This is a genomic window from Sphingorhabdus pulchriflava (assembly GCF_003367235.1).
GTDB classification, from domain to species: domain Bacteria; phylum Pseudomonadota; class Alphaproteobacteria; order Sphingomonadales; family Sphingomonadaceae; genus Sphingorhabdus_B; species Sphingorhabdus_B pulchriflava.
The window spans coordinates 1,538,720-1,553,638 of record NZ_QRGP01000001.1 but is presented as its reverse complement, the minus strand read 5'-3'; the positions used below and the strand labels follow the sequence as shown (position 1 = coordinate 1,553,638).

Annotated in this window: 13 protein-coding genes; 7 read left to right on the top strand and 6 right to left on the bottom strand. The window is 56.2% G+C overall.

Annotated elements, in window-relative coordinates; genetic code table 11:
• Window positions 1-181 precede the first annotated feature (181 nt).
• Window positions 182-1,270, top strand: a complete 1,089-nt coding sequence (locus DXH95_RS07730) for a cell wall hydrolase (RefSeq protein WP_181883597.1) — start codon at window positions 182-184, stop codon at window positions 1,268-1,270.
• Here the strand turns inward: DXH95_RS07730 and DXH95_RS07725 are convergent.
• Both DXH95_RS07725 and DXH95_RS07720 read right to left on the bottom strand, forming a co-directional pair.
• The gene (locus tag DXH95_RS07725) at window positions 1,267-1,917 is read right to left on the bottom strand and encodes a LuxR C-terminal-related transcriptional regulator (protein WP_239016580.1); all 651 of its coding nucleotides are present in this window, start codon (window positions 1,915-1,917) and stop codon (window positions 1,267-1,269) included. The two genes, DXH95_RS07730 and DXH95_RS07725, sit on opposite strands and share 4 nt — an antisense overlap.
• A 335-nt stretch (window positions 1,918-2,252) precedes the next feature.
• Window positions 2,253-2,891, bottom strand: coding sequence for a polysaccharide biosynthesis/export family protein (locus DXH95_RS07720; RefSeq protein WP_239016579.1), 639 nt, complete (start codon window positions 2,889-2,891; stop codon window positions 2,253-2,255).
• Window positions 2,892-3,143: 252 nt separating this feature from the next.
• Between DXH95_RS07720 and DXH95_RS07715 the strand changes: the two genes are divergently transcribed.
• Window positions 3,144-3,956 carry a sugar transferase gene (locus DXH95_RS07715; protein WP_239016578.1) on the top strand — a complete coding sequence of 271 codons (813 nt, stop codon included), beginning with the start codon at window positions 3,144-3,146 and terminating at the stop codon, window positions 3,954-3,956.
• 25 nt (window positions 3,957-3,981) lie between these two features.
• Here the strand turns inward: DXH95_RS07715 and DXH95_RS16290 are convergent, their stop codons facing one another.
• The gene (locus DXH95_RS16290) at window positions 3,982-4,113 is read right to left on the bottom strand and encodes a hypothetical protein (RefSeq protein ID WP_275401825.1); all 132 of its coding nucleotides are present in this window, start codon (window positions 4,111-4,113) and stop codon (window positions 3,982-3,984) included.
• 46 nt (window positions 4,114-4,159) lie between these two features.
• Here DXH95_RS16290 and DXH95_RS07710 point away from each other — a divergent pair, with 46 nt between their 5' ends.
• The 5 genes from DXH95_RS07710 to DXH95_RS07690 are packed head-to-tail and all read left to right on the top strand — an operon-like array spanning window position 4,160 to window position 11,445.
• Entirely contained in the window at window positions 4,160-5,584 is a 1,425-nt protein-coding gene (locus DXH95_RS07710) for an outer membrane beta-barrel protein (protein WP_181883596.1), read from the top strand.
• A 58-nt stretch (window positions 5,585-5,642) separates the two neighbouring features.
• Entirely contained in the window at window positions 5,643-7,784 is a 2,142-nt protein-coding gene (locus tag DXH95_RS07705) for a GumC family protein (protein WP_181883595.1), read from the top strand.
• The gene (locus DXH95_RS07700) at window positions 7,781-8,923 is read left to right on the top strand and encodes a glycosyltransferase (protein ID WP_115548785.1); all 1,143 of its coding nucleotides are present in this window, start codon (window positions 7,781-7,783) and stop codon (window positions 8,921-8,923) included. Before DXH95_RS07705 ends, DXH95_RS07700 begins: the two co-directional genes overlap by 4 nt.
• Window positions 8,924-8,935: 12 nt before the next feature.
• A complete protein-coding gene (locus tag DXH95_RS07695) occupies window positions 8,936-10,372 on the top strand; it encodes an O-antigen ligase family protein (RefSeq protein ID WP_115548784.1) in 1,437 nt (478 codons plus the stop codon).
• Window positions 10,369-11,445, top strand: coding sequence for a GNAT family N-acetyltransferase (locus tag DXH95_RS07690; RefSeq protein WP_115548783.1), 1,077 nt, complete (start codon window positions 10,369-10,371; stop codon window positions 11,443-11,445). The genes DXH95_RS07695 and DXH95_RS07690 overlap by 4 nt, the downstream gene beginning before the upstream one ends.
• On the opposite strand, the gene DXH95_RS07685 is transcribed toward DXH95_RS07690, so the two are convergent.
• The 3 genes from DXH95_RS07685 to DXH95_RS07675 all read right to left on the bottom strand — a co-directional run bounded on the left by DXH95_RS07685 (window position 11,422) and on the right by DXH95_RS07675 (window position 14,757).
• The gene (locus tag DXH95_RS07685; RefSeq protein ID WP_115548782.1) at window positions 11,422-12,339 is read right to left on the bottom strand and encodes a glycoside hydrolase family 16 protein; all 918 of its coding nucleotides are present in this window, start codon (window positions 12,337-12,339) and stop codon (window positions 11,422-11,424) included. The two genes, DXH95_RS07690 and DXH95_RS07685, sit on opposite strands and share 24 nt — an antisense overlap.
• Window positions 12,336-13,829 (bottom strand): lipopolysaccharide biosynthesis protein, encoded by a 1,494-nt coding sequence (locus tag DXH95_RS07680; protein WP_115548781.1) that lies wholly within the window; start codon window positions 13,827-13,829, stop codon window positions 12,336-12,338. The genes DXH95_RS07685 and DXH95_RS07680 overlap by 4 nt, the downstream gene beginning before the upstream one ends.
• 61 nt (window positions 13,830-13,890) lie before the next feature.
• Window positions 13,891-14,757, bottom strand: a complete 867-nt coding sequence (locus tag DXH95_RS07675) for a glycosyltransferase family 2 protein (RefSeq protein WP_115548780.1) — start codon at window positions 14,755-14,757, stop codon at window positions 13,891-13,893.
• Window positions 14,758-14,919: the final 162 nt, after the last annotated feature.

Here is a 14,919-nt window from a genome sequence, read left to right as displayed (position 1 = left end):
CAACACTGGCAGAGCGAATTTTAGCGAGACAAGCGAATTGGCCGAAGAGGTTAAAGACATCGTCGCATATCGACCTCCATTCGCGCAATTCGCGGGGCGATTTGCATGGATCCTGCCCATATTTTTCGGGCTGTTATTGCTGCCCGCCTATCAATCGAGCTTGCATTCAGCTTCGTCAACGGTGGACAGGGCTAGCCCCACGCATATTGTTGTCGATGCTTTGCGCCTAGCGGTCATTTCTCCTGCTGCTGCGGCAGTAAGCACTTTCACGCAAACTGCGAAGCCCTTGATCGAGACAAACAACGGATTCGCCGCGCAGCTTCAGTTTTTGGGCCCGGTCGGCGACCGTGATCGCGCGATCGACTGCCTGGCACTTGCTGCCTGGTATGAAGCAGGCAATGATCTCGACGGCCAGCGGTCGGTGATGCAAGTGGTGCTGAACCGGGTCGCCCATCCCAGTTTTCCCAAATCTGTTTGCGGGGTTGTGTTCGAGGGTTCACACCGTGCCACCGGCTGCCAGTTTTCTTTCACATGCGACGGTTCGATGGTGCGCCGACAACCTTCTGCGGCGGCAATGGCGCGCGCGCGCGCCATTGCAACACTAGCTCTGAAAAGCCCGATATATCCGGAGGTCTCGCAGGCGACGCATTACCACGCCGATTATGTCATGCCGTGGTGGAGCAGCAAGCTGGTCCGCCTGCACAAGGTTGGCCCGCATATTTTCTATCGTTGGCCCGGGATGCGTGGAGCCCTTTCAGGACGACCAAGTTCCGCAAGCGAGGCTGCGTTTTCACTACTCAGTTACCAGAATGTTCGCCAACCCGACGTTCTGCCGGCTGCAAGCATAGCGGCCGAAGCCCAAATGACTGCGACCGCCATGGCAGCGTCCACCGCACCGCTGACACAGCCTGAATCAAGGCTGTTGGACGTTGCTTCGGCCGCGCCCGCTCCAAAAGCCGACGGTTCCATCTTCCTGGCAGTCGACCGGGCGTCGCCAAGTGGCCGCTGGGCGGTTTCGGCTCTCGGAAAATGTGCGGGGCAAACTGGTTGTCGCGTTCTGGCCTATGAAACTCAAGAGCTAACGGCCCGCAACAGCGCGATATCGCCAGGCGATCGCGAGAAGCCAATTTTCGTTTTTGTTCGGGATGCTGCTTCGGGAATAGAGATCGCATTGTGGGATTGCGACAAGGTCGAGCGACCTGCCAATAGCCAGTGTCTACCCAGTGTTGACCGGGAACTCGCCAGACTGCTTCGCGATAGGAAAAGTTAAGCTAGAACTTCTTCTGACTTTGGGACGATCAGAGCAGAATCAGAAATCGGGAACATTTCATTGATGCCATGCGTGTTGGCCCACAACGCTGCCTGGGTACGATTGTGAACGTGCAGTTTGCGCAGGATGGCTTTGACATGCACTTTCACCGTTGCTTCGCAGACGTCCAGTTTTCGCGCGATTACTTTGTTTGAATAGCCGGCCATCAGGCAGCAGAGCACATCCAACTCGCGTGGAGAAAGTTTCGCTTCCTCGCGTTCAAGATCGAAATCTGAACCGATGGGGCGCTCTACTCCGGACTCGCTGATCGTATCGATGAAATCGGATGGCACAACCTTCTCGCCGAGCGCGACAAGCCTTAGGGCCGCCAGCATCCGCGTCGATCTTCCAGATTTGATAATGTAGCCTTGTACCCCCGCGCTGAAGCAATCTATCACCGTCTTCAGATCAAATTGTTCGGACACAACTACCAAGCGGGAACTGGGGAGGGTGTTCCTGGCGCGTTCGACTGCGTCAACCTGGCTGGCCGACGAACCGCAATCGAGGATAGTGATAAAATCATTGGAGGATTTTACCGGTTCAAGTTCGTCAATCGATTCCCAAGAATGGACGACGTTGAAGCCATCCTTTTCGAGAATCAACGTCATCCCCTCTCTGGAAATGTCGTTCGAACTAATCAGACACACATCTATCCGCAATTTTGCCCCCAAAGTTTCCTAGTCACCACATGTTAGCAATGAAGCTCAGCAATTAAGCCGAAGTTCGATGCAGCTTTGGCGACTCGAAAAGCCTGTTCTGGGCAAGCTAGTGGCTAGCGACTCTGACGGCGCGATAACCTAAACAAAGCATTAACAATTTGGAGCCTAACCTTGGTTTACAACCGAGTCAACATGCCGAATGGCATAGTCAAAATGGATTAATCCTTACAAAAACCATAGGTAGCCTTGCGCGAAATTGATGCCGACTGCGGCATCTATATCGGTCAGAAAAACGCTTCCTGAACCGTGATCGTGTCACCGGGAGCGATCAACAGCGGCGTTGAACCAAGCCGCACTTTACGGCCTTCAGCCCAACCTTGGCGTCGCAACACCACTTCCGACTTGTTAGCTCGTGCAGAATAGCCTTGCGCCTTGGCAATTGCCTGCTCAACCGTCAGGTCACCGATATAGGGATATTCGCCCGGAGCATTTACTTCGCCCAATATGTAAAATGGCCGATGCTGCGCGACCTCAACCGAAACGCGCGGTGAAAGCACATAACCTCCTGCTGCGAGTGCGGACGTTATCTTGGCTGAAAGTTCGCCAGGCGTCTGCCCGCTGGCTTGCATGGCATTAATCAGCGGCAGCGACAGGCTGCCATCCAATCCGACACTGAATTCACCGGTCAGGGTCGGCTCGTCGAACACGGTCACTTTGAGCTTGTCGCCGCCTGCAATGCGATAACCCTGGACCAGTCCGGCATTGGCATCTGCAACCGACACCCGGGGTAAATCTGACGTCGCGCAGGATGCCAGAAGCAAACCAGCTCCGATCGCAGACAAAGGAGGTACAAATCTGGAAACCGCCAGAAATGCGATTTTGCGGAAAGAAGCGTCGTTCATGTCAATCATATTGTCGTCCATAGCTTGGGTGCAGTTGCTCAATCAGCCCATATGTCCAATGCATAAAATGGATGGCTTGCGCGCGCCATTACTAAGTAGGGGAATGGGATCCCGAACCAATTCGCCGGTTCTTAGTCCATCGGGATAGACTCGGGTTACAACCTTTGACCGTTTGTATCTGCCTCGGTTTTTGAGCAGTTTTCCTTACTAGTTGAACGGTCAGAAAAGCCGAGCGTGGTCGCGCAAACCGGGGCAATGAAAATGTTGGAGCAAATGCGTAATTCCACCGAAGCAGGAATCGAAATCATGACCGCGGAGGCAGAGCGCCTCGAACCGATTGCCGACCGCTCGCTCTATTTGGACATTGGCGATACACGGCCGTTGGTAGCATCTAACGATGTAAGTGCTGCAGACGCGGCGCTTATCCAAAGCGAAACACAGGTTGGCGTCTATCCCGACCACGCGGAGCGGCCAAAACAAATTTTGCCCTCGGCTAGCAGGATAGTGGATGTCATCGCCGCCGCTGCCCTGCTTGTCGTGCTGCTTCCGGTATTGGCCTTCATTACGATTTTCTTGCTATTGTTCGAACGCGGTCCCGTATTTTTTGCGCATCGGCGCGTAGGCCTTGGTGGCAAGATTTTCGAATGCCTTAAATTCCGTACAATGTGTGTTGATGCCGACCAGCGGTTGGTCCGGTTGCTCGCGAATGATGATGCGCTGCTGCGCGAATGGGTCAATACACAAAAGCTTGTTTGTGATCCGCGCGTGACCAGGTTCGGGCGTATTCTTCGCAACACATCGCTTGATGAGCTTCCCCAGTTGATCAATGTCCTACGTGGCGAAATGAGCCTGGTCGGGCCGCGACCGATCGTCGAGGATGAGATGCGCCGCTACGGGCGTTACGCGGCGTTTTACACCAGTGTCAGGCCGGGATTGACCGGACTTTGGCAAGTCACGCGGAATGCCAGAACAAGTTATCGGCGACGGGTCGCGACCGATGTGCTCTATGTACAAAACCGGACATTGGCGTTTGATTTCAAAATATTGTTAGCCACCGTCCCAGCTGTACTCGTCGGCAACAGGTAATTGTGATGCCGAACCGGGGATCCTATCAGATAAACAAGGTCACTAGCAGCCACGCAACGAGCGCGAGCGGTAGTGCCACCATCAGCCCGCGGGCAAAGCTCCGCTCTTCGTTACGCGCATGTTCTTCAACACCAGAGCCGGGCGGCAACTCTATCATTCAGATGGCCTTATCACCATTAGGTAGGCGACTGATACTTTCGAATATGCCTGGACGCAAGAGCCAGGCTGGCAGTGTACGCACTTGTGGCCGGGTCGCTATCCCCTTTAAATCGAGCGTCACCAGCATTTTTGACATTCTTTCCGAAATCTCGGCCTTGACCTTTGACGCATTCTCGTCGCTCAAACCGCAGACGGTGCGCGCGATCCGGATCAAGCCACTGCCCGGGCAGGTCAGGACAAAACCCAAACAACTGGGGCCGATAGCGGTTCTTCTGTGCACATTGGTGTCGCGGCCAGCCTTTGCGCAAAGCGAAGAGATCGTCACTCCTTTCGATCTGTTCGAGCCCGAACGCGGCGAGGGCATTCGGATAAGCCCCAACCTGCTATTTTTCCCGTCGATCGAGAGCGATGCGACCTACGATGATAATGTTTACAACAACAGCCAGTCAAAATTGGACGATCTGGTTCTCTCATTCCGGCCACGGTCCACTATTCGAACCGATTTGCAGCGGCATGAGTTTAGCCTGACCAGCGGAGCGGATATTCGCCGTTATGCCGATATCAAAGGTGAGAATAGCGAGCAGTTCGATATTCAGGGCAAGGGAAGGTTCGATCTGGCCGAGCGCACCGAAGTCATTGTAGATGCTGGCCTCCGCCGCGGCATCGAACAGCGCGGGACTGCGGGCGACCAGTTTCTGACCGACGAGCCAGTGGCTTTCAATCGGAAGTTTGGCGGATTGAGGGTACGGCGAGAGGGCGGTTTTCTCGAACTGATGGCAGAAGGACGGATCGCAGAAACGCGGTACCGGGATACGAAGATCAATGGGCTGCCATTCGACCTTTCCGAGAGAGATTCGACGGTGACGCGTGCCCGGATCCGCAGTAGCGCGCCCACCAGCCATTATTCACGAGTGTTCGTGGAAGCCTCGATCAACAAGGTCGACTATTCGAATTCGCTTCCAACACAGCGCGACTCCGATGGCTATGGTGTGCTCGCCGGCATGCTGCTGCGGTTGACCAGCTTGGTAAATCTGGAAGTCGGCGTGGGTTATATGCGCCAGAAGTTCGACAATCCGTCGGTCAAGGATGTCAGCGACGTCAATTTCCATTTGCAGGTCGAATGGACGCCGCGTGCGGACTGGCAGATCACCGCAGCTGCCGACAGGGTAATCGACCCCAGCTTTCGCCTCGATGCGCCGGCTATCGTGCATAGCGATTTTTCTCTCGAAGCCCGCAAGGCACTTGGCGACCGCACGCTTGTCTCCGCTGAATTGGGTATCAGCGATGAAAAGTATCAGGGCAGTGGCCGCAAAGACATGCGATTTCATGCATCTGCCAGGGCACATTATCGCCTGATTGACAATGTGGGGCTGGTCGCCGGCGTCGGCTGGCGAAAACAGGACGGCAATGCCTTGGGGCGCGACTATGCGGGCATCACCGTTACCCTTGGCGTCAGGGCCCGGTTCTGATGGTCCGCCAGCACCAAAAACAGGACGATCCAACCCGTTCCGCAACCGAGGCAATGTCATGACTGAATCCAACCAGCTTGTTCCGGTGACACCCGCGTCGGCAGGCCCGCCCTCAACCCGCCACGAGACTTTTCTGCCGGCTACAGCGGATCGGCTCGATTTGACCGAAAGCGTCGCCTTTTTTCGTCGCAGGTTTACGCTGATATTGGGCGTTCTGGCGCTTTGCCTAATCGCTGGTCTGGCCTACGCTATGCTGGCGCCCAAAATATATACCGCCAAAGCCACCGTAATGCTGACCGACAACGCGGCCGAAAAAATTCGTGCGGCGGATCGGCCTGAAAGCCGCCAAGTGCTAAGCAACGAACTGGTCGATACCCAGGTTGAAATCATCACATCGCGGACAATGGCCGAACGCGTTGCCGGGGCATTGGGGATGGGCAGGGGATTGAATAGTGACGCGCTACGCAATGTGATTGATGAGCTGGAGCGCGAAGTGTCTGCTGAGCGGACCGGAAACAGTTACGCGCTTGCAATTTCCTATTCGGCCACCGAAGCGGAGGCTTCTGCTACCATTGCCAATGAATTCGCCCGCCAATTCGCCGGGTGGGAATTACGCAGCAACAAGGAAAATCATGCGGAATCGCTGACTTTAGTTCAGCAGCGGCTCGGCGAGTTGCGCGCGCAGGCACAGGCCGACACCACGGCTTTGCAGCAATATCGCATCGCCAATAACCTGTTAAGTACCTCGGGGGCTTCGTTAACCGAGCAGGAGATTTCCAACTATAATCAAGAGGTAGCGGGCGCGCGGGCTGCCGCGGCTGAGGACGAAGCACGATTGCAAACGGCGCTTGCCCAACTCCGTTCCGGTTCATCGGGCGATGATGTAGGCGAAGCTCTCGGTTCGACAGTGATCTCGTCGCTTCGAGCGCAGGAGGCCGAAGCTGCTGGAGAAGTTGCCAATCTAGGCAGCAAATATGGTGCGAACCATCCGCAGTTGATCCAGGCGCAGAGCAGATTGGTAGAAGTGCGTGCACAGATCCAGGCGGAGATCGGTCGGGTCATTTCCAATCTCCGCGCCAAACGCGATGTTTCTCAGCAGCGCATGGCTTCGCTTTCGGGCAGCCTTGCATCGGCGCGCGGCCAGCTGACGCAGAATAATTCGGCGATGGTTGGTCTCAGCGACCTTGAGCGGGCGGCCGGAGCATCGCAGGGCATCTACGAGGCCTATCTTAATCGCTACAAGGAGTTGCTGGCTGCTGAGGGAAGCGAGCGGCCCAATGCAAAAATTCTTACGCTTGCCAGCGTTCCGGCATGGCCAGAGAGCCCCAACATCCCAATGACCATCATATTGTCGCTGGTTGTCGGGCTGGGCCTGGGAGTGATTGCGGCCTATATCGCTGAAGCCATATTCCACGGCGTTTCGACACCGGACGAGCTCGAAAGGGCATCGGGCGGGAATTACCTTACTTCGATACCCCTGCTGAAATCGGTAGAGCCGAAAATCCGCCACGCAGTGACTGCCATGCAGCATTCGCCCAATTCGGGCTTCGCCGAATCTTTTCGGGCGCTTGACACCGCGATCAGCCAAGCCACCCACGGCAGAAATCAGGTGATCGCGATCACCTCCGCCTTGCCCGATGAGGGTAAAACCGTTGTTTCCTGTTGTCTGTCCTATGTTCTGGCACAGAGCGGTAAGAAAACCATATTGATCGATTGCGACCTGCGTCGCGCTGGGATGAGCCGTTTGCTTGACATGCGAGAGCATGATCACGGGCTGATCGAATATCTCGACGGTAAGACAGACATCAATTTCGATGATTTGTCGGATCAACGAATTTTTTGCGTGCTACCGCTTCGCCCGAGCAATGAGCAGCCCGATCACCTGTTGACCGGCGATGCCTTTATCCGCTTGCTTGATGAATTGCGGACCCGGTTCGACCATATCATTCTCGATCTACCCCCGGTACTACCGATTGCTTCGACACCTATACTGGCCAGCCGGGCAGACGCGACTGTCATGACCACGCGCTGGCGCAAAACTTCGCGCTTTGCGTTGCGGGCGGCGCTCAAGCGCTTGCCAGCTGACCAGGTCAATCTGGTCGGTTTGGCACTCAACCAAGTTGATATGCGCCGCCGGGCCTATTTCGAACGCGGCGATCCTTCCTTCTACTACAAGCAATATCGTGACTATTATTCATGAACGCGATTTCTCCGCAACGCGGACCGGTCTACCACGCTAGCCCTAGCCGCTTTTCGGAGCCGCGGGTTGCGCTGGTGCATTATTGGTTCGTGTCGATGCGGGGTGGAGAGCGGGTGGTCGAACGACTGCTGGGTTTGTATCCGCAGGCAGACATATTTACCCATGTTTACAATCCGGATCTGGTTTCTGCGACTATCTCAAAAGCAAAAGTAACCACCAGTTTCATCAACCGGCTTCCGGGTTCTAGAAGATTCTATCAATATTATCTTCCGCTGATGCCGATGGCGCTCGAGCAACTCGATCTGTCTGAATACGATCTGGTGATCAGCAGCGAATCGGGTCCGGCGAAGGGGGTGATCACGACGCCGGACAGTCTGCATGTCTGTTACTGCCATTCGCCAATGCGTTATTTGTGGGATCATTATCATCAGTACCGGAACGCCGCTAACCCCTTGAGCCGATTGGCAATGCCACCGATCTATCACTGGCTGCGGCAATGGGATGTCAGCTCGAGCGCGCGGATCGACAGACTGGCTGCAAACTCCGAGTTCGTCCGTCGTCGCATCGCCAAGGTCTGGCGAAGAGACGCGGAGGTGATCCATCCGCCGGTAGAGACATCGCTGTTTACGCCCTCCAACGAGATCGATGACTATTATCTATGGGTTGGCGCCATGGTGCCATACAAGCGACCCGATGTGGCGGTCGATGCGTTCACCGCCAATGGCCGACCGCTACTGATGGTCGGGCAGGGCAGCATGCTCCGGCAGCTCAAGGCGCGTGCTGGGCCCAATATCCGTTTCGTTGACAGGTTGGATTTTAACGCCCTGCGTCGCGCTTATGCGCGTGCGCGGGCTTTCGTCATTACCGCAGAGGAAGATTTCGGCATAGCACCGGTCGAAGCAATGGCATCGGGGCGCCCGGTCGTCGCCTATGGGCGCGGCGGTGCTCTGGACACAGTCGTGCCTGACCGAACGGGGGTCTTCTTTGACCGACAGGAAATAGAGTACCTGATTGCGGCGGTAGAGGAGATGGAATTATTCCTGCGCCATTTCGATCCGCGCCATGCCGTTGCTGAGGCCAGCCGGTTTGCGCCCGAGTTTTTCGACCAGCGGATCAGCCGGTTGATCGCAGACATTTGAAGGGACGGATCGATGGAACTGACCTTCATTGGTTATGCACAGATTGTCCTTGGCATGTTGGTCGTCATCGCCGGAAACATGCGCCACGCGTTGATGCTGTTGATGGCCTCGGCTCTGTTCAATGGGTCAGCCGCGATCCTGCTTCCTGCGCTGGGCGGTTCATCGATACCGCCAATCCAATTTGCTCTGGCTTTTGTATTCCTGCGAATTCTGATGCCTGGAAGCGCAGCGATTGGCGACCTCCCAGAAGCTCTCAAGGCCAATCGCATGTTAGCTCTGTTTTCGTTTTACGGTATTGCAACAGCATTCATCTTGCCGCGCATTTTTGCAGGCTCGGTTAACGTTTATCCGATGCAATTTAACGACGTGGCGGACCTGTTCGCGACAGTACCGCTTGAGCCCACATCCCAGAATCTGACAGCAGCTTTTTACCTGCTCGGATCTTTGCTGTCAGCCATAGTCGTCTGGATCGCCTGCCGAAGGACAGATGCCGCTGCAACTATGGTTGGCACTTTAATCGTCATGGCGTGGGTGCATTCCATTCTGGGTCTGGCTGGCATCGCCATTCGCGGTACATCTGTGGACGCAGTGTTCGAACTGTTTCGAAATTCGGCTTATGTGCAGATGGATGATGCCATAGGCGGATTTGTACGCATTCGCGGAATATTTCCCGAATCGTCAGCCTATGCGACGCTTGGATTTGTCCTGTTCGTTGCAAATTCAGAGATGTGGTATAGATCGATCCGTAGCACCGCGACTGGTCTTGCTACACTGGTAATGGGAACGGTACTGTTCTTCAGCACGTCTTCTACTGCCTATCTCGGCCTTGCTATTTATGGCCTGTTCTTTGCGTTGCGGATCTTTGCCCTGCCGGGTGCCACGAATTTTGCCAAGGCGAAGACTGCCTTTGCAGCGATCGGCTCGATCATATTCCTTTCTGCGTTACTATTCATTGCTTCTCCGGCGTTGGTCGAAGGGGTGGTCGACGTCGTCAAGCGCATGACAATCGAGAAATCATCGAGTGACTCAGGCATGCAGCGGCTCTACTGGGCGCAACAGGGCTGGGATCTGTTCCGGCATTCGTATGGCCTTGGCGTTGGTCCAGGCAGCTTCCGCTCATCGAGTATTTTCTTTGCAATGCTCGGTTCGATGGGTGTCATTGGTATCCTCTCATTCCTGAGCTATCTCATCGCAGCATTCCAGCCTTGGCGCAGGTCAAGTTGGACCGAATCCGCGATACCCGCTGAAAATCTGGGCGGCGCGTTGGGAAGTGCTGCCTTACTCAGCCTGATCCCTGCAGCCGTTAATTCGCCGACCGCTGTTCCAGGGGTGACTTTTGTAATCTTGGCCAGTGCCTCGCTGGCGCTGCGACCATTCGATCTCGCACGCCGCATTGATCCGTTCAGACGAGCTGAAACTCCAGTTTCTGCGACTACGGTAGCTCAATGACCGAAGCAGTTCTGAAAACAGAGATCGTGCGAGATACTCAGCGGTTTACCGCCTTGTCCAAAGAGTGGGACGCGTTAGCCGTTCACCTTGCAACCCCTTTGGCGCGCCATGCCTGGTACATGGCCGCGCTCGCTGCATTGCAACAGCACATGTTCGAACTTTCGGTCGTACTCATCTGGAATGGTGAAATTTTGATCGCGGCGGCACCGCTAATGCTCGACAAAATGCTGACGCCTGCCCGGCTAGTTCCGATTGACGCCTTCGCTGGCGAGCCATTTCGGCTGCTGTATCGCGACCCTGAATCGCTCGCCTTACTCTCGCATGCGTGCGCGCGGCTGAAGCGGCCAATCCTGTTTAGGCGACTGCAATCCAGCGAAACCGATTTGGCGGTGCTTTCTTCAGCGCTGCGTTCAAAGGCTGCCGTTTACTGCAAGCCGCGGTACACCAGCGCGACCACTCAGCTACCGGCCGATTTCGAAACGTTCGAAGCGTCTATGTCGCGCAAGCGCCTGTCTGCCATCCGGAACAAGTGGCGCGCAGCAACGCGCGAACATGGTGAAGTCGTGACCGAATTTGTAACGCCGGAGTCCGGCGACCTACCGGTGCTGATGGGGCGCTTCATGGCCTTGGAAGGTTCGGGTTGGAAGCAACGATCGGGAACCGCGCTTTCTGCCGACCACCGAATGGGGTGCTTTGTGTCGCAAATGGCCAGCGCGTTTGCCCAAGACGGGTCGATTGAGTTCGCCTTTCTCAAGATTGGCGGGCGAGATGCAGCATGCCGTTTGCTCCTTTGGCAGCAGACAGGCGGGTTCGCGATCAAGATCGGATTTGACGAGGAATTTCGTCGTTTTACACCAGGAATTCTTCTGTCGCACGAATCGCTGCGTGAATCATGCCGGATCGGTGCCACGTCGTTTTCCTTCCTCGGTGTGTACGAAGACTGGCAGCACAATTGGCCGCATGAGGTGACCGAAGATTTTCGGGTCGCAACCTACCCCTTTCGACCTTCCGGCGCACTCGCTCTGCTGAACGATAGTCGACAGGCCATGCTATCGTTGCTGCGCAGATACTGACGGCAATTGGGGTTTAAGCTGATCGGCGATGCCATGTTTGGTGTCACATGTGTCCATTCGACCATCCTGCTGCGGGCGATAGACCCGGACATAGTCCACTTCCAAAGTCGACGGATTGGGCGTCTTGTCGATCGGATAGCCTGAGCCGAGCGCGAGATTGACCAGCGGATAAAGCGGTGCTCGGTGCTCTTCGGGCGTCGGCTGTTGCCACACCGCCTCGCCGTCCAGGAAATAGGTGATATGTTTTGCGTCAACGCGAACGCCGTAGCGGTGGAACCCGCCAGTCAGCGATCCGGCAGGAACCGACAGGCTCTTGCCATCGCGACGGGTGCGATGCTCTTCCGCGCCGCCATACCAAACATGACCCGTTACGAAATATTTGTCGGTCATGTGCCCGTAATATTCGACGACGTCGATTTCGATCTTGGGTGTTTGCTGGGCTGGTTGCAGGCTCATCAACCAGAAGGCAGGCCAAGTGCCCGGGCCAGGGGGGAATTTCATTCGTGCTTCGAAATATCCATATTGCACGCCATGGCCTTTTCCCGAACCTTCCGCGGCAGCGATCAAGCCGGAACGCCAGCGGCCTTTCTCATCCCGGTGCGCCGTAATTTGCATTACGCCATGCGCAATCGCGAATGGCCCTTCGGGTCGCGGATCGGAAAATGGTGCGTCACCAAAGTCACCGTTCCATGGGGTATGTGCTGTCCAGCGAGCGCCATTTTCGAGCTTACGCGGCGCGATCGCCAGATCGTCAAATTCGTCAGCGAAATGAAGTTCGTAGTCACACAAATTGATTCGCTCGGTGGAATCAGTACTGCCTGACGAGCACCCCGTATAGACGGCCAGCGGAAGTGCCAGTGCGGAGAGCTTTAACGAAGAGAATTTAGCGTTCATGTCCGCCGCAGGTGCCGGAAAACGGCCAAGTCAGACACCCGCATACTTATCCTGAGCAATTCCTTCACTGGCCCTGACCGGCGACCGGTCACGTGCCAGAGCCCGAATGCTGATCCCGCATAAGTCAGTGCTCCGATCGGCATCAGCGCAGGAATCTGGAAAAGTGGCTGGTTAGCAATGGCAGGCGGAAGTGCCGTTTGGGCAGCTATAACCGCAGCGGACATCGCCAGCAGGCACGTCAACGTCATGCCATGCGCACGAACCTGTTCCCAGACGCCAACAGATACCAGCTGCTTGGCCAGCATGAAGCTGATCAGGCAATTGACGAGGCTGCTCAATGCCCGGCCGGCGGCTGCGCCGACAAGCCCGCCCAGCGCCAACCCGCCAATGATTAATGGAATCCGGACGAACAGCCCTAAAAGCTGGCGCAGGAACAGAAGTTTGGTTGCCCCCATCGCCATCCCCAATGGTCGGATGACCGTGATGAACGTGTCAAAAGCATAGGTAATTGCGAGCAACTGCAACAGAGGTACGATTGTTATCCATCGGGCACCCAGCAAGAGGTCGACTGTAGGATAAGCCAACAAGGCCAGACCGACGGCGGCCGGTGCGGTGACCAGCGCGACCCCCGACTGCGCCTCGAGAAACGCCTCGCGCAGCTTCGCAGGCTGTGCGGAAATTTGCGCGAACCCCGGGAACAGCGCGTTACGCAGCGGAAAGGACAGTTCGCGCGTGGGTATGACTGCGACACTGTCTGCTACCGAATATTGGCCTAGCTCTACCTTGCTAACAGCAACGCCTAGTGCAAGCTGATCAAAGCGCCAGTTGATCGTCTCACAGAGCTGATGGAGCGACATCCAGCCCGAAAAGCCCCATATTTCGCTTACGCGCGACAAGGTAAAAGAAGGGCGATAGGGGATGATCAGGTAGCTTGCCAGCGATGCAAACACCGCGCCCAGAGCATTGCCGATTATGATCCCCCAAAAATTACCCAGAGCGAGCGCAAGGCCAATAGCGAGGCCTAGTCCGGCGGCCTTTTGACCGATCTGGAATGCTGCGAACGGACCGAAGCGCATTTCACGTGTCGCCATCGTCAGCAGCGGATTGTAAAACTCCATGAAGGCACCGCCGACGCCTGCCACCAGAAAGACTGCGCCTAGCCGCTCGTCACCATAAACAAGCGATAACGGCCAGGCGGCGAGCGCGATTACCGTAAAAATCAGCCCTGCACGGAGGCAAGACATGGTCCAGACGGTGTCGATATGGTCCTGTGTCGGTTCATCGCATTGCACCAATGATTGGTGGAGCGAGGCTTCGGTCACCGCAGCTATCACGCTGACAACTGCCATCGCGATTGCAACGATGCCGAAATCGTCCGGCGACAGGATACGCGCCAATATGATGATGCTTGCGGCGTTGAGCAGGCTCATCGCCATGCGTGCCGAACCGAGCGAGATAGCTCCTCGGAGCACACCATGCCGCAGGCTCATGTCTTGTCCCTGTCAAAACCGCTGGATGGTAACATTGGCAAGGGGCAAGATGCAGTTGCGATCATAGCGCCTCTATCCGTTCGGGATCGATCCTGCCGGTGACCAAATCGCGCAGGGCGAGCAAGTTGCCGACCAGCCGACCGCGCCGGTCTATGTCAGGTTCTGGCCAAATGCTGCGCACGACATTTGAGGCGATGTTCTGGAACAGCAGCCGTTCGCCAAGCCAAGGGTACATCGTCCCCTTGCGCCAGAGATAGATGATGTTGGCGATCTGTGAATAACCGAGCCGCTTGCCGGAGGTTTTTCCGCTGCGCGCACCCATGTGAATCCCGGTCAGCTCGCTGGTCTTGACCAGCCGTCCACGCCAACTCAACTGATGCGTGAAATCGACATCTTCCTGCCAGCCATAAAGCGGCAGTTTCTCGTCGAACCGAAGCCCTTCGGCTGCCGAAAGGCGAATGGCCATGTTGCAGCCATATAGCGAGAGGCAATCGCTTTTGCTCGGCGTCGGTCGGTCGCCCAAACCGTCGAGGCGACTGACGGCGTCATCAAAACCGATTGGCTGGCTTTGAGCGCCATCAGCAACCAATACCCCTGTTGCGCCTACCACCTTTGGCTGTTCGGTGAGCAAGGTCTCGAGTCGGGCAAGAAAATCATGCGCGGGAACAAAATCATCGTCGAAAAAGGCGACGACATCGGTGCTGTCACCGAGATGATCCAATGCGGCGTTGCGTTGCCGGCATAGCCCTCGGCGTGCGACCAGCGCTTCGAGGTTGGCGCAGGCCCCATCCAGTCCGACAATGTCATCCGGCGATGCCCCAACCACCAGCACGCCATCGGGCGGCCGCGATTGTTCGCCCAAGCGTGAAACGACTCGCCTGACGATATCAGGGCGCCCGGTGGTGGCGATGACGGCATGGATTCGCATTACACTACCTTCAGCTTGCTTGGGCCTTAGCTGTGACTGTCGGTCACGCAGTTCAGCCATGCTTGCGGTTAACAGCCGTAATCTAGCGCATCAGGTGCAACGGAGTTAGGAAGCATTGGATTCAACCCGATAGGGTTACCCGCCGGTTCTGAATGCGCTGTA

Coding starts and splice junctions, on each gene's coding strand:
- DXH95_RS07725 (WP_239016580.1), bottom strand. CDS start 1,917: ATGACGTTGATTCTCGAAAAGGATGGCTTCAACGTCGTCCATTCTTGG.
- DXH95_RS07720 (WP_239016579.1), bottom strand. CDS start 2,891: ATGGACGACAATATGATTGACATGAACGACGCTTCTTTCCGCAAAATC.
- DXH95_RS07715 (WP_239016578.1), top strand. CDS start 3,144: ATGCGTAATTCCACCGAAGCAGGAATCGAAATCATGACCGCGGAGGCA.
- DXH95_RS16290 (WP_275401825.1), bottom strand. CDS start 4,113: ATGATAGAGTTGCCGCCCGGCTCTGGTGTTGAAGAACATGCGCGTAAC.
- DXH95_RS07710 (WP_181883596.1), top strand. CDS start 4,160: ATGCCTGGACGCAAGAGCCAGGCTGGCAGTGTACGCACTTGTGGCCGG.
- DXH95_RS07705 (WP_181883595.1), top strand. CDS start 5,643: ATGACTGAATCCAACCAGCTTGTTCCGGTGACACCCGCGTCGGCAGGC.
- DXH95_RS07700 (WP_115548785.1), top strand. CDS start 7,781: ATGAACGCGATTTCTCCGCAACGCGGACCGGTCTACCACGCTAGCCCT.
- DXH95_RS07695 (WP_115548784.1), top strand. CDS start 8,936: ATGGAACTGACCTTCATTGGTTATGCACAGATTGTCCTTGGCATGTTG.
- DXH95_RS07690 (WP_115548783.1), top strand. CDS start 10,369: ATGACCGAAGCAGTTCTGAAAACAGAGATCGTGCGAGATACTCAGCGG.
- DXH95_RS07685 (WP_115548782.1), bottom strand. CDS start 12,339: ATGAACGCTAAATTCTCTTCGTTAAAGCTCTCCGCACTGGCACTTCCG.
- DXH95_RS07680 (WP_115548781.1), bottom strand. CDS start 13,829: ATGAGCCTGCGGCATGGTGTGCTCCGAGGAGCTATCTCGCTCGGTTCG.
- DXH95_RS07675 (WP_115548780.1), bottom strand. CDS start 14,757: ATGCGAATCCATGCCGTCATCGCCACCACCGGGCGCCCTGATATCGTC.